Genomic DNA, 13,466 nt, shown 5'->3' on the forward strand with positions numbered 1-13,466 from the left:
ATACGGTAGCGCTCGGGTCACGCAGATGGTCGAAAGTTCTGCGTTCCTTCGGTCGACTGGGTAAGGTTGCCCCGCGAATCTGGTTGGTGGGATCGTGCTACCGAGGTAGTGCCGATCCTTCCGATTCTTCGTGGATCGATGAAGGGGAATCTCGAGTGTCGAAGGCATTGACGAAAAATGGCTCCGCAGTACGAGTTGCAGCAATATTCATGGGTGTTGCCGCGACCGCCGCTTCGGTGGCGGGCTGTAGTACGACGGACACAGCTAGCGAGGGGTCGCTCCTGGAGCAACTCCAAGCAGAGGGTGCGGTAACTGTTGGGTTCGCCGGCGAAGCGCCGTACAGCTTCGAGGAGAACGGACAGTTGACCGGTGCGACGGTCGCGCTCCACCGCGAGATCTTCAAGAATCTCGGAATCGATAACGTTGAAGGTGTGAACACCGACTTCGGTGCGCTGATCCCGGGGCTGCAGGCCCGGCGTTTCGACGTGGTCAGTGCCGGGATGTCGATCCTCCCGCAGCGATGCCAGCAAGCCGCGTTCAGTGAACCCGAGTTCAACTACACGACTGCGCTGATGGTTCCGGAGGGCAATCCCGAGGGCCTCACCGATATGCAGTCGGTAAACGACAGCGGTGTACGGTTGGCCACCATGACCGGTGCTATCGAATCGGACTACGCGCAGGCGCTGGGTATCGATGCCATGCAGGTGGCGTCACCGCAGGACGGAATGGACGCCGTTGCCAACGGGAGGGCCGACGCGTTCGCCCTTACGGGCATCTCGTTGAACTGGCTGGATAAGAACAGCCCCACGGTCCCCGTGGATGTCACCGAATCCTTCGTCGCAGTGATCGACGGCGTCCCCCAGGTCGGCGCCGGTGGTACGGTGTTCCGCACCGAAGACACGGAACTGCGCGATGCCTACAACGAGGAGCTAGCAAAGATTACCTCTGACAAGGGCAAGTACCTGTCTATCGTCGGCGAGTTCGGGTTCACCGAGGCAGAGTTGCCCGACCCGGCATTGACGACCGCCAAATTGTGCGACGGAGTCAGCTGAGGTCGCCCGGAGGCTTAGGTAAGTGAAGGACAATTTCGACGCTCTCCTGGATGCCTGGCCAGGCATCTGGGAGGGCCTCGTCGTTACGCTCGAACTGACTGTCGGTGGCGCGCTCGTCGCCTTCGTACTGGCCGTGGTCCTCGGACTGGCGGCCCGCGCACACAACGTGCTGATCAGAGGGTCCGCTAGGGCCTTCATCGAGTTCTTCCGCGGGACTTCCCTGTTGGTTCAGCTCTTCTGGCTCTTCTACGTAGTACCGCTGTTTGGCGTCCTGATTGAGCCCCTCGTCGTGGGGATCTTGGCCTTGGGGCTGAATTACGGCGCGTATGGCGCGGAAGTGGTACGTGGCGCGGTGAATTCGGTTCCTCAGCCACAGTGGGAGGCGGCAACCGCGCTCGATTTCAGTCACTGGCAAAGACTTCGGCGAGTTATCCTGCCGCAGGCATGGGCCGAGATGATCCCGTCGCTGACGAATCTCTTGATTCAGCTCCTCAAGGGCACGGCCTTGGCAAGCTACATCCTTCTGCAGGACCTGACATTTGAAATCGATCAGCTCCGGCGAACCACTGGAAATACACTTTTCGCATTCGGCGTCGGACTCGTCATCTACTTTGTCGTCGGATATCTCCTCACGCTGTTGATGAACGCACTAGAGGTGCGGGCAAAGAACCGTCTGGGAATCGGGCCGTCCTTGCGTGAGGTCTTCAGCCTCGCACCGAGTGATCCTCGCGGAATGGAGGTCGCGGAACGATGACCGCTCAATGGAGTTGGGACCGTGCGTTCGAGGCTTTGCCGATGCTCCTCGACGGATTTAAGATCACATTGCTGGCAACTGTCCTTGGGTTTGCCATCGCCGCGGTCCTCGGACTCGCGATCGCGCTGATCCGGCAGTCAGCCCCGTGGTGGGTCAGCGCACCGGTCCGTGCAGTCAGCGAGTTCATCAGGTTGACACCGCTGGTGGTGCAACTGTTGTTCGTCTACTATCTGCTCACGGACTTGTCCGCCCTCCAAATCGGTGTCGTGGTTCTGGGGATTCACTATTCGACATACATGGCCGAGGTCTACCGGGCGGGAATCGATGCCGTACCGGTCGGGCAGTGGGAAGCGGCCCGCGCGCTGTCTCTTGCTCCGGCCCGAACATGGCGTGCGATCGTGTTGCCCCAAGCTATTCGGCGGGTGGTTCCAGCACTGGGCAACTACGCGGTGTCGATGTTCAAGGACACCCCCTACCTATTCGCGATCACCGTGGTGGAAATGGTCACGGCGGCCCAGCAGTTCGGTGCGAGGAACTTCCAATATCTCGAGCCGTTGACGTTGGCCGGTGTGATTTTTCTGATCGCCAGCTATCCGACCTCTCTGTTGATACGGCGATTGGAGAAACGCCTTGCCTGATGATCTGAGTACCGATATGCCGATGATCCAATTCGACAATGTTGTGAAGCAATTCGGGGATCACGTCGTCCTCGACCACCTGAAGTTCGAGGTTGCGCGCGGCGATCGTGTCACCTTGATCGGGCCGAGTGGGTCAGGAAAGACCACGATTCTGCGCCTGCTGATGACGTTGGAGACAGTGAACCAAGGAGTCATCTGGATCGAGGGCGATCGGCTGACGCACGAACAGAAGGGAAGCAGACTCGTTCCGGCTTCGGAGAAGTATCTTCGGAAAGTTCGACGTCGGATCGGTATGGTCTTCCAGCAGTTCAATCTGTTTCCGAACATGAACGTGATCGAGAACATCACCGAAGCGCCCATCCATGTCCTCGGTCTCGACAAGGCAGCGGCGACGAAGCGTGCCCGCGAACTGCTCGATATGGTCGGACTCTCCGACAAGGAGACCGCTCATCCGACGCAACTGTCTGGCGGACAGCAGCAACGGGTCGCGATTGCCAGGGCGCTGGCGATGGACCCCGACATCCTGTTGCTTGACGAGGTCACGTCCGCGCTGGATCCGGAGTTGGTTGCCGACGTCCTCGATGTATTGAGGAATGTCGCTGAAACGACAGACATCACCATGCTGATCGTGACCCACGAAATGCAGTTCGCAAGGGACGTCTCGAACCGCGTAATGATGTTCGATAAGGGCCGGATCGTGGAAGAAGGCGATCCCACAACGATTTTTACCTCACCGCAGAACGAGCGGACCAGAACCTTCCTGAAGGCGGTGCTGGCCGACTAATTCTAGTTGCTAGACGGTCACTCATACCGTCTAGCGGGATGCTGTCGCGAGTTCCGCCTCGGCGGCGGCCCTGCGGCCCAGTCGGCCCGCCATCCATGCGCACACCATCAACTGCAGTTGATGAAACAGCATGAGCGGCAGCACTATCAAGCCAATCGGCTGGCTGGCGAAAAGTACCGTCGCCATCGGAAGTCCGGTGGCGAGGCTCTTCTTCGAGCCGCAGAAGGTGATAGTGACCTGGTCTTCTCTACTGAACCCGAGACGCTTCGATCCGAACCAGGTGACAGACAGGACGATCGCGAGCAGTATCGCGCAGACGGCGAGCAGCGCAAACAGTCGGCCGACAGACAGCGTGCCCCAGATCCCTTCGTTCATTCCTTCGCTGAACGCGACATAGACAACCAGCAGGATCGATCCACGATCGACGAACTTGAGGGGTGCGCCGTGTTCCTTTATCCAGGTGCCGATCCAACGTTGTACCACCTGGCCGGCGATGAAGGGGAGTAGCAACATGAAGAGGATGCCGACCACTGCGGACGTGTCGAAGCCAGACCCCTCACTTGTCATCAGTAACGCCACGAGCAGTGGCGTGACGAAGATGCCGAGGATGTTGGAGAACGAGGCGCTGACTATTGCGCCTGGGATGTTGCCGCGGGCGATGGACACGAAGGCGATCGAGGACTGGACCGTTGACGGCAAGAGGCAGACGTACAGGATTCCCAAGTACAACGGTTGGGTCAGGATCGATGGGACCAGTACACGGGCCGCGATTCCGAGGATCGGGAAGAGCACGAACGTTGCCGCGAGAATGGTGATGTGCAGACGCCAGTGGCGGAGTCCGTGAAGTGCCTCCCGTGAGGACAGCCTTGTTCCGTAGAGGAAGAACAGGAATCCGATGGCCACTTTGACGGCCCATCCGAACGCCGTCAATGCTGTACCGTCTGCGGGCATCAGGCTGGCAATCGCGACGGTAATCAGGATCCCGAGAATGAAGGGGTCGAGCCTTCCGAGTAGCGGGATCTTTGTCAGCATGGTTCGACAGTATGGAACTTTCGGATATTCCGAAAGGCGATATTCGCGTTTACTGTGATTCGAAATTGTGATAACAAGAGGTATGTTCGATCCCGTTCATCTTCGAAGTTTTCTCGAGGTCGCACGAAGCCGAAGTTTCACAGCGGCGGCCCGGCGACTGAATTTGCGGCAATCGACCGTCAGTCAACATGTGGGAAAGCTGGAACTCGCCGCCGGACGCCGTCTGTTTCTACGTGATACACACTCGGTGGAGTTGACCTCGGACGGTTCCGTCATGGTCGGTTTTGCCACCTCGATACTCGAGCGGCACTCGGATGCCGAACGCTACTTCACGCAGTCCGGTGTCCGAGGCAGGGTGCGGTTCGGTGCGTCGGAAGATCTGGTTCTACACGAACTGCCTCGAATCCTCTCCGAGTTTCGCCGTAGCCATCCGCTCGTCGATTTCGAACTCACCGTCGGCTTGAGTGAGGTGCTGTTCCGTCAACTGCATGACGGGAAATTGGACTTGGTCTTCGGGAAGCGTCGTACAGGCGAACGCCACGGGGAACCGGTATGGACCGATCGGCTGGCGTTCTTCGCGGCGCCCGATTTCGTCCTGGATGCCGGGGGTCCGGTTCCGTTGGTGACGTATCCGCCGCCGTCGATCACGAGGGAAGCGGCACTAGATGCTCTGGAAAAGTCCGGCCGCGGCGCGCACGTGGCCTGCGTGACGGGCAGTTTGAACGGATTGCGGGCAGCTTGCCTTGCCGGTCTGGGCGTCGTATATCACGCCGAGACGCTTCCACCTGCTGGATTGGTGCCGGTACGGACTCGGTTGCGCGAAGAATTAGGTCCTGCGGTAGATGTCGAATTCGTGCTGGAACCCCGGCGCAGTGTCCTCAGCGAACCGGAGCAGGCGCTGCGCGCGGTCATCCTCGAGAATGCGGATCGATTGCGCGCGTGACCTGTTGGTCTTGCCGTCTACCTCCACCGCTGGACTGAGGCATACCCTGAAGAGGCAGATGATCGAGAAGGCTATGGAGCCACGGGTCTCAATGGGAAGGTATCCGGTCGATGAACGAAACGGTCAGAACTTCGACGAGATCGACCCGGACGGCACCAGTTCGTTTCCGCGCCGGCGTGCCGCGCGGTGGTGCGCGAATATGAACCAGCGGCCTGTGACACTCTCCGTCGACGGAATGGTCTCGTCGAGTCATCCAGCGACGAGCACGGTGGGAGCCCGAGTACTGACCGACGGAGGCAACGCGATCGATGCAACCCTGGCCATGGCCTCCATGGGCTGGCTGACTTTGCCGGGGCGATGCGGAATCGGCGCCGACGCTTTTGCCGTCGTCCGCGAGCCCGATGGCTCGGTGTGGACAGTCAGCGGCAGCGGCTTCGGGCCTGATGGCGGCGATATGGGGTTCTTTGCGGATCGGGGTATTCGGTCGATCCCGCTCGACGGCGCACTGGCCGTAACTGTTCCCGGTGCCCCGGCTGCCCTGGGTGCGCTCCACGCTGGTGGGGCTAGTCGCCCGCTCATCGATCTCTGGGCACCGGCGATTCGGGTCGCGGAGCGCGGTCTGCCGTGCTCCGCCAGTACCCGGGCGGACATCCGAGAAGCAGAGAGGGCCATCTCCGCCGATGCCGAACTTGGCGCCGCCTACCTACCGGGTGGGCGGTTGCCCCAGGTAGGGCAGTTGCTGCCGCTTCGCGAACTGGCCGAGTCGATCCGCGCGCTGGCCCGTGACCCCCTAAGCTTCTATTCGGGCTCTTTCGCCGAGCGAGCTGTCGACGCATTGTGCGCGGGCGGTGCACCGTTCAGTGGTGACGAGTGGGCGGCCGGTGCGCAGGTGCAACCAGAAGCCGCGATCAGCGGACACTACGCGGGTGCGGTGATCCATCAAACCCCCCTGCCTGCACCCGGGTGGATGGTGCTGCAGCAAGCAGCGCTGTGTGACGGAGTGGTGGGCGCTTCGCCGTGGCTTACGGCGCCGGCCATTGATCGGATGGCCTGCGCGGCACGGTTGGCCTTCGAGGATCGGTTCGCGACCTGCGGCACGAGCAACGACGCCTGGAAGAAAGTTCTCGAGCCCGCTGCGATCAAGGCGGCGAGAAACACGCTCGACGGACGTGTGGCATCGACGGGCACCTTCGGTGTGAGTGACGGGGACACCACGTCGACCGTCGCAGTCGATTCGGAAGGCCGGGCGGTGAGTTTCATTCACTCGCTCGCTTTCACCTTCGGTTCCAAGATGACCGTCCCTGGCACCGGGGTGGTTCTGAACAACCGATTCGGACGAGGGGCATACCTCATTCCGGGGCATCCCAACTCTGTAGCTCCGAGGCGTAAACCATTGAACACGCTCAATGCCTGGGTAATCACCGATATGTCGGGGAATCTGCTGCACGTCGGGAACACCCCGGGCGGCGACGGTCAGGCGCAGTGGAACATGCAGCTGATCTCACATCTCCTCGACCACGGTCTCGACCCAGCCGAGGCTGTTGCGGCGCCGCGGTTCACAGTGTTCCCCGGCAGTGACGCCAATGTTGTGGGTAGTCCGGCCGAACTGCGATGCGAGTCGAGGATTCCGGAACGTGTGCGTGGCGAACTGCGCACCCTCGGACACGACATCGCCGTGCAGGGTGCGTGGGAGGCAGGAGGAAGCGCGCAGATCATCTCGGTCGACAACGCGCGCGGTGTGCTGTCCGGTGCCGCCGATCCTCGTCAAGAAGGAATAGCTCTCGGTGTCTGAACGGCTGACGCAGATCGCTCCGAATGCGCAGGTGTGCAGAGAAATCACGAGAAATAGCTGCAGAAGTGCGCACTCAGCGGGGAGCGACGGGAAGGGTCTTCTCGCCCAGCCAGGTGTCCCAGAGGTGGCGCAGCGAGTCATCGGTGTAGTGGGCGGCCAGGTCCGTGAACTGCTCGGCCGTGACGGTGGAGTGCAGATGAGTCTGCGTCCACTCACGTAGGAGAGCGAAGAAGTGGTCGTCGCCGAGTCGGCGACGCAGCGCATGCAAGGTGAGCGCGCCGCGCTTGTAGACGCGGTCGTCGAACATCAACTGTGGCCCCGGATCCCCGACAATCAGATCCTGCGGTTTGCGGGCCAGACCCTGATGTGCCTGTAGGGCGAGTTCGTGTGCAGAGGGCCCGCCCGAGTTCTCGGACCAGATCCATTCGGCGTAGCAGGCGAAACCCTCATGCAACCAGATGTCCTTCCAACGGCCGAGCGTCAGGCTGTTGCCAAACCACTGATGGGCGAGTTCGTGCGCAACCAGACGCTCGGATTCGTGCTGACCGCTGCAGTGGTTGGCGCCGAAGATCGAGAGTCCTTGTGCCTCGAGCGGGATCTCCAACTGGTCATCGGTCACGACCACCGTGTACTCGGGGAACGGGTATGCACCGAACAGTCGGCTGAACACATCCATCATCTGAGGCTGCCTGCCGAAGTCCACGTCGAACGCCGATCGCAGCCGCGGTGGGTGGACGGCGAACATCGGAACGCTTCCGGAACCGATGTCGCGGCGCTCGTACGGTCCGATCTGGATGGTTGCCAGGTAGCTCGACATCGGCTCGGTCTGCTCGTACACCCACGTCGTCTGGCTTGCCCGAGTCCGCTTGCTGACCAACGCACCGTTTGCCACTGCGTAGTACGGCGAATCGGCGGTGATCGAGATGCGGTAGCTGGCTTTGGAACTCGGGTGGTCGTCGCACGGAAACCAGGAAGCTGCGCCGTTCGGCTGATTGGCAACCAATGCGCCCTCGGTCAGTTCCTCCCAGCCCACCTCGCCCCACATGCTGTGGATCGGTTTCGGAGATCCCCCATATTGGACGGTGAGAACCAGCGCTCCGCCCACGGGGATCTTCTGCGCAGGCGTGACGATCAGTTTTCCGCTCCTGTGTAGCCACTTGGTGTTGCGGGAACCGTTGGTGACAACCTTCGTCACGTGCAGGTTTGACGCCAGATCGATTGTGAACCGGGAGCGCGGCTCAGTGGTGACCGTCGTGATCGTGGCCTTACCTGTCAACCGGTTGCTGTGCACCTTGTAGGTGAGGTCGAGTTCGTACCGCGACACCCGGTATCCCCGATTGCCGTTCTCGGGGAGGTAGGGGTCGATTGGGTCATCGTCGATCCCCTTGCTGGACTTCACGTCGATGCCCACGGTGCGATCGGGTTGCCCTGCCAGCGTGTGGACGGTGGCACGGTATCGCCGCGCATGACGAGTGAGGCCGGACCGACTGTGCCGCCCGCACCTATTCCGGCGGCAGGCAGCGCGACGCAGTGCGGGCCGAGTGTCGCGCCGGCTCCCAGAGTGACGGTGTCCATGGACATGATCCGATCATGGAACAGGTGAGTTTGCACTACGCACCCCCGTTCGACGGTCGCGCCGTCTCCCAGCGTCACGAGATCAGCCTCGGGGAGCCAATAGGTTTCACACCACACACCCTTGCCGATGGTTGCGCCGAGTCCGCGTAACCAGAGGTTCAGAACGGCGGTCCCGGTGGCTGCGCGGGCGAACCACGGGGCGGCGACGGTCTCGACGAAAGCATCCGACACCTCGTTGCGCCACACGAACGAACTCCACAGCGGATACTCGGTCTTGCCGATACGGCCGACCACAACCCATTTCGCGATCACGGAGACCAAGCCCGCGACAGCCCCAGCGAGCAGGAGGACGATTCCGCCGGTCAGCGCCGCGAGCCAAAAGCCTACGCGGCCGGCCATCACTTCCAGGGTGAACAGCACACCGAGTCCGATCCCGAACGTCACCATCACAGGGAGCAAACGGCAGGTCTCCACGAGCGCCCGCGCTACCTTGAGCCGAGACGGCGGACGGAACGTGCGGGAGGCGTCCGTGTTCGTGGGGGCCCGGCGCAGCCGAACCGGTGGACTGCCCAGCCAGGATGAGCCGGACTTGGCCTTCGAAGGCGTCGCCGAGAGCACTGCGACCAGGCCGTTCTTCGGGACTCGACGACCCGGGCCGGTCATCCCGGAGTTTCCGAGGAAGGCGCGTTTGCCGATCTTGGCGTGCTCGATGTGCATCCAGCCGCCGCCGAGTTCGTAGCTCGCCACCATCGTGTCGTCTGCGAGGAACGCGCCGTCCGCCACGGTGGTGTACTTCGGCAGCAGCAGGACCGTCGACGCCTCCACGTTCTTGCCAATCTTGGCGCCGAGTAGCCTCAACCATCCCGGCGTCAGCAGGCTGGCGTAGAGCGGGAATAAGAATGTACGCGCGGAGTCCATGAGCCGTTCCGTCGCCCACACCTGCCAGCCGATGCGACTGCGGACGGGGTGATATCCCTCGCGCAGCCGGAAAGACAGCAGTCGAACGGCGGCGACGGTCAGGATGGCGAACACGCCAAGACTGACGACAGTGGCGACAGGGAGGATCACCAGCGACGCCGTGATTGCGGCGCCGATCGTGTCGGCGTTGCGGATCCACCAGCCGATCACGGAGATGCCGGCGACGAGCGCGACGATCGGTAGTCCGGCCAGCAACATCGACGTCACGCCGAATGTAGGCACCCAGTAGGAGGCACGGCGGGGAGGTTCGTCCGGCCACGGATGAGCGGCCTTTCCGACCTTCACGGCCGGGGAACCGGCCCACTGTTGTCCGGACTTGACCCGGCCGAATACCGCCGAGCCGGCCACGACCTCGGCGTTGCGTCCGATGCGGGCCCCGGGCAGCAGTGTGGACCGCGCGCCGACGGTGGCTCCGGCGCCGATCTTGATCTCGCCGATGTGCACGACATCGCCGTCGATCCAGTGCCCGGACAGATCGACCTCTGGCTCGACCGAGCAGCCGTCGCCGAGTTCGAGCATGCCGGTGACTGGCGGCAGTGTGTGCAGGTCGACGGCCTTGCCAACCGTCGCGCCGAGCGCTCGGGCGTAGTAGAGCATCCAGGGCGCACCCGACAGGTTGGCCGCACCGCTGGCCTCGTTGAGCCTCAGCGCCACCCACAGTCGAAGGTGCTCGCTGCCGCCGCGGGGATACGTGCCGGGCTGGAGGCCGCGGAGGAGGATGCGCGAACCCGCCACCGAAATCGCCATCCGTCCTACCGGGCTGATAAAGGCGACGAATGCGATCAGGATCCACCACCATGACACGGTCGGCGCCCAGGGAACGTGCGTGAACCACGAGAAGACGTTGTTCGCGATCGCCAGCCACGTGACCCACTGGAGTCCGGTGAGCGTTGTGAGCGGAACGGTGGCCGCGATCTGCAGTAGTTGGCTGCTGCGCGGTGTGGGCGCGACGATGCGAGGTTCGACCGTGTCGGTAGGGGCCAACTCGTCGAGGTAATCGGCGAGGGAACCGAGTCGGGGATGGTCGTAGAGTTGCGCGACCGTCACTTCGGGGAACCGCTCGCGTAGAGCCGTCACCAACTGGGCGGCAGAGAGGGAACCGCCGCCCAGTTCGAAGAAGTCGTCAGTCGAATTCGTGATCCGAGCACCGAGGATCGACGCCCACAACCCCGCCACCCACGCGGTCGTACCCTCGAGCCCGAGTTTCTCCGCGGCGTCGTCCACTCCCGGCGGAGGCCAGGGGAGAGCATTCCGGTCGACCTTGCCTGACGTGCGGGTGGGAAGGTCCTCGACGAGGACGAGACGCGGAACCAACGCCGCCGGAAGCTGTTCGGTGAGCGTCGCGTGCGCGGCCCTCAGGTCGAAGTCGGGTTGGGTACCGGCCAGGTAGCCGACGAGGATCTGTTGTCCGGCACCGGACCTGCGCACGGCCGCGGCCGCGCCGCCGACGCCGGGAAGGTTCTGGAGCGCGTTGTCGACCTCGCCGAGTTCGATCCGCCGGCCGCCGAGCTTTACCTGGTCGTCGGCGCGGCCCTGAAACAGCAGGCCACCCGGGTCGAGTCGGACGAGGTCGCCGCTGCGGTAGGCGCGATCCCAGCCGAGCGTCGGCATCGGCGCGTACTTCTCGGTGTCCTTCACGTGGTCGAGGTAGCGGGCCAGACCGACACCTCCGATCACCAGTTCGCCCACATCACCCTCGGTGACGGGTGCACCGGAACCGTCGACCACCGCGAGATCCCACCCGTCCAGCGGCAGGCCGATGCTGACGGGACTCTTCCCGTCCAACAACGCTCCGCAGGCGACGACCGTGGCTTCGGTCGGTCCGTATGTGTTCCACACCTCGCGTCCGTCGACGGCCAAGCGTTCCACCAGTTCGGGTGGGCAGGCCTCACCGCCGAAGATCAACAGGCGCACGGCCTCGAGTGTCTCTGCGGGCCAGAGGGACGCGAGGGTCGGTACCGTCGACACGATGCTGACGTCGCGTGCGACGAGCCACGGGCCGAGGTCAGTTCCGCTGCGGACCAGGGACCGGGGCGCGGGAACGAGGCAGGCTCCGTGACGCCAGGCAAGCCACATCTCCTCGCAGGATGCGTCGAATGCCACCGACAACCCGGCCAGTACCCGATCACCGGGCCTGATGGGGTCTGCCTGCAGGAACATCCGGGCTTCGGCGTCCACAAAGGCTGCGGCGCTGCGGTGACTGACCGCGACACCCTTGGGGGTGCCGGTAGATCCGGAGGTGAAGATGATCCAGGCGTCGTCGTCGACTGTCGGTGGACGTGTGGTGGGAGACTCAGCTCCGGCTGGGGCGGTGCCGGCAATGACTCCAGTCCCGGTCACCACGCATCGAACCTGAGCCTCTCCGAACACGAGTTCGGCGCGTTCCTCGGGGTCGTCCGCGTCGACTGGCACGTAGGCGGCGCCGACTGCGAGAGTCGACAAGATGGCTACGTACAACGAGCAAGATCCGGAGGGCATGCGGATGCCGACGCGGTCACCGGCCCCGACTCCCGACTCCACCAGGACCTCGCCCGTACGCCGGATCTCCTCGACTAGTTCCCGGTAGGTCAGCGATGTCGTTCCGTCGTCGATCGCCGGAACGTCCGGGTGCGCGTCGGCGGTCGTGAGCAGAATGTCGACGAGCGTGCGTGGCGCCGGTGCAAATTCGCGGCGGAGGTGTTCCCGGGGGATGCGGAGCGAGATGTCCGTATTCGTCGGTGACTGGAGAGGCAATCCAAGATTCCTTCTCTGAGCGGGTGGTGGTGCGTACTGCTGGCTATCTCACGATCGAGTGACCAGACGTTTCCATCATTCTTCCCCAGTCGTGTCGAAGTTGTCCGGGCCTGGAGGCTTTCGGTGTTTCCTGGCCAGTTCGAGTGCACCCATCGCCGCACCTTCTCACGTACGAACGGTCGTCGAAGGCGCGCGATCCTGGCTCTGCCGCTCAGCGTGACGTTCTCCGCGTGTTCGAGCATCAGGCGTAGTGTCTTCGCGATGGCGATGAATGATCTCGCCGACAAACTCGGTGAGATCATCGACGGACTCATCGATCGGATCGCGGTTGCCGAGATCATCGAGGCTGCGGCCGGAGAGGACACGCTTCGTTGACGAGCGCTCTGACAGTTCTGGACGACGAACGCTGTTCGTCGGGTGAACCGAGCGAGAACGGTGACCTCTTCCGCGAGTGGTCGGCCGACCGATCGGAGTGCCGGGTCGTCTTCGTCGTCGCGAAAGAAGCAGGGGTCGCGGCCATGGTCGAGCGAGAGATGTGGCTCGCCGAGGCCGCCGGGTACGGGTTGGAGTGGAAGACCTACGCACACGACAAACAGGCGGACGTCGAGGCCGCTCTGATCCGATGTGGATTCGAAGCGGAACCGATTGAGGCGGTTCTCGTCCGGACCGATCCGATTGCGCAGGCTGGCCTGCTGCCGGATCACCGACTTCGGGTGGTGGCCGACTCCGACGCCGATCTGTCCGACATCGTCGACATCTGGACGGCAACCGGCCGCGGCAACATCGACACTGCAACCGACGCTCTGCGCGCGCAGCTCGACGCGGGGACGGTCACGACCCACGTCGCCTATGTCGACGATGTCCCTGCGTCATGCGGCCGTCTACTCCGCGGAACGACGCAGGGTTTCGCCGAGCTCGCGGGCGGTGTCAGCAAGCGGGAGTTCCGCCGCCGTGGCCTGTACACCGCGTTGGTGAGTTCGCGGCTCACCGCGGCGTTCGCGCGCGGGGACACGCATGTCTTCGTCGACGCGCTGCCCACATCGGCACCGATCCTGGGCCGGCTCGGCTTCCGCGCGGTCACGCAGACCACTCCGTACACCTATTCACCGAAGTAGTTATCGGCCTTCGCTACTGCTCTGGCGCAAAAAATGTAGTACGCACGCGGCCTCCTTCGACACCGTCCAT

General features: G+C 63.1%; 10 protein-coding genes. 7 read left to right on the forward strand and 3 right to left on the reverse strand.

Annotated elements, in window-relative coordinates:
* The first annotated feature begins 209 nt into the window (after positions 1–209).
* Genes ehuB through ehuA form a run of 4 tightly spaced genes read left to right on the forward strand, consistent with a single transcriptional unit; the run spans position 210 to position 3,228 of the window.
* Positions 210–1,052, forward strand: a complete 843-nt coding sequence (gene ehuB / locus RM2_RS00005; RefSeq protein WP_072686813.1) for an ectoine/hydroxyectoine ABC transporter substrate-binding protein EhuB — start codon at positions 210–212, stop codon at positions 1,050–1,052.
* A gap of 22 nt (positions 1,053–1,074) precedes the next feature.
* Positions 1,075–1,806, forward strand: a complete 732-nt coding sequence (gene ehuC, locus RM2_RS00010; RefSeq protein WP_072686814.1) for an ectoine/hydroxyectoine ABC transporter permease subunit EhuC — start codon at positions 1,075–1,077, stop codon at positions 1,804–1,806.
* Positions 1,803–2,444 carry an ectoine/hydroxyectoine ABC transporter permease subunit EhuD gene (gene ehuD, locus RM2_RS00015; protein WP_072686815.1) on the forward strand — a complete coding sequence of 214 codons (642 nt, stop codon included), beginning with the start codon at positions 1,803–1,805 and terminating at the stop codon, positions 2,442–2,444. Before ehuC ends, ehuD begins: the two co-directional genes overlap by 4 nt.
* A 22-nt stretch (positions 2,445–2,466) precedes the next feature.
* Positions 2,467–3,228 (forward strand): ectoine/hydroxyectoine ABC transporter ATP-binding protein EhuA, encoded by a 762-nt coding sequence (gene ehuA / locus RM2_RS00020; RefSeq protein WP_072687169.1) that lies wholly within the window; start codon positions 2,467–2,469, stop codon positions 3,226–3,228.
* 30 nt (positions 3,229–3,258) lie between these two features.
* Here the strand turns inward: ehuA and RM2_RS00025 are convergent, their stop codons facing one another.
* The gene (locus RM2_RS00025; RefSeq protein ID WP_072686816.1) at positions 3,259–4,260 is read right to left on the reverse strand and encodes a bile acid:sodium symporter family protein; all 1,002 of its coding nucleotides are present in this window, start codon (positions 4,258–4,260) and stop codon (positions 3,259–3,261) included.
* Between the two features lie 82 nt (positions 4,261–4,342).
* On the opposite strand from RM2_RS00025, the gene RM2_RS00030 reads away from it, so the two are divergent.
* Positions 4,343–5,203, forward strand: coding sequence for a LysR family transcriptional regulator (locus RM2_RS00030; RefSeq protein WP_072686817.1), 861 nt, complete (start codon positions 4,343–4,345; stop codon positions 5,201–5,203).
* Between the two features lie 199 nt (positions 5,204–5,402).
* Positions 5,403–6,995 (forward strand): gamma-glutamyltransferase family protein, encoded by a 1,593-nt coding sequence (locus tag RM2_RS00035; protein WP_072687170.1) that lies wholly within the window; start codon positions 5,403–5,405, stop codon positions 6,993–6,995.
* Between the two features lie 73 nt (positions 6,996–7,068).
* Here RM2_RS00035 and RM2_RS00040 read toward each other — a convergent pair whose 3' ends face one another.
* Together RM2_RS00040 and RM2_RS00045 are read right to left on the reverse strand one after the other, a co-directional pair.
* Positions 7,069–8,394, reverse strand: coding sequence for a M1 family metallopeptidase (locus RM2_RS00040; RefSeq protein ID WP_084721594.1), 1,326 nt, complete (start codon positions 8,392–8,394; stop codon positions 7,069–7,071).
* Entirely contained in the window at positions 8,391–12,281 is a 3,891-nt protein-coding gene (locus RM2_RS00045) for a Pls/PosA family non-ribosomal peptide synthetase (protein WP_072686819.1), read from the reverse strand. The genes RM2_RS00040 and RM2_RS00045 overlap by 4 nt, the downstream gene beginning before the upstream one ends.
* 371 nt (positions 12,282–12,652) lie before the next feature.
* Between RM2_RS00045 and RM2_RS00055 the strand changes: the two genes are divergently transcribed.
* A complete protein-coding gene (locus tag RM2_RS00055; RefSeq protein ID WP_084721571.1) occupies positions 12,653–13,396 on the forward strand; it encodes a GNAT family N-acetyltransferase in 744 nt (247 codons plus the stop codon).
* Positions 13,397–13,466 lie beyond the last annotated feature (70 nt).

Origin of the sequence: Rhodococcus marinonascens NBRC 14363 (assembly GCF_001894885.1) — a bacterium.
Taxonomy (GTDB): domain Bacteria; phylum Actinomycetota; class Actinomycetes; order Mycobacteriales; family Mycobacteriaceae; genus Rhodococcus_F; species Rhodococcus_F marinonascens.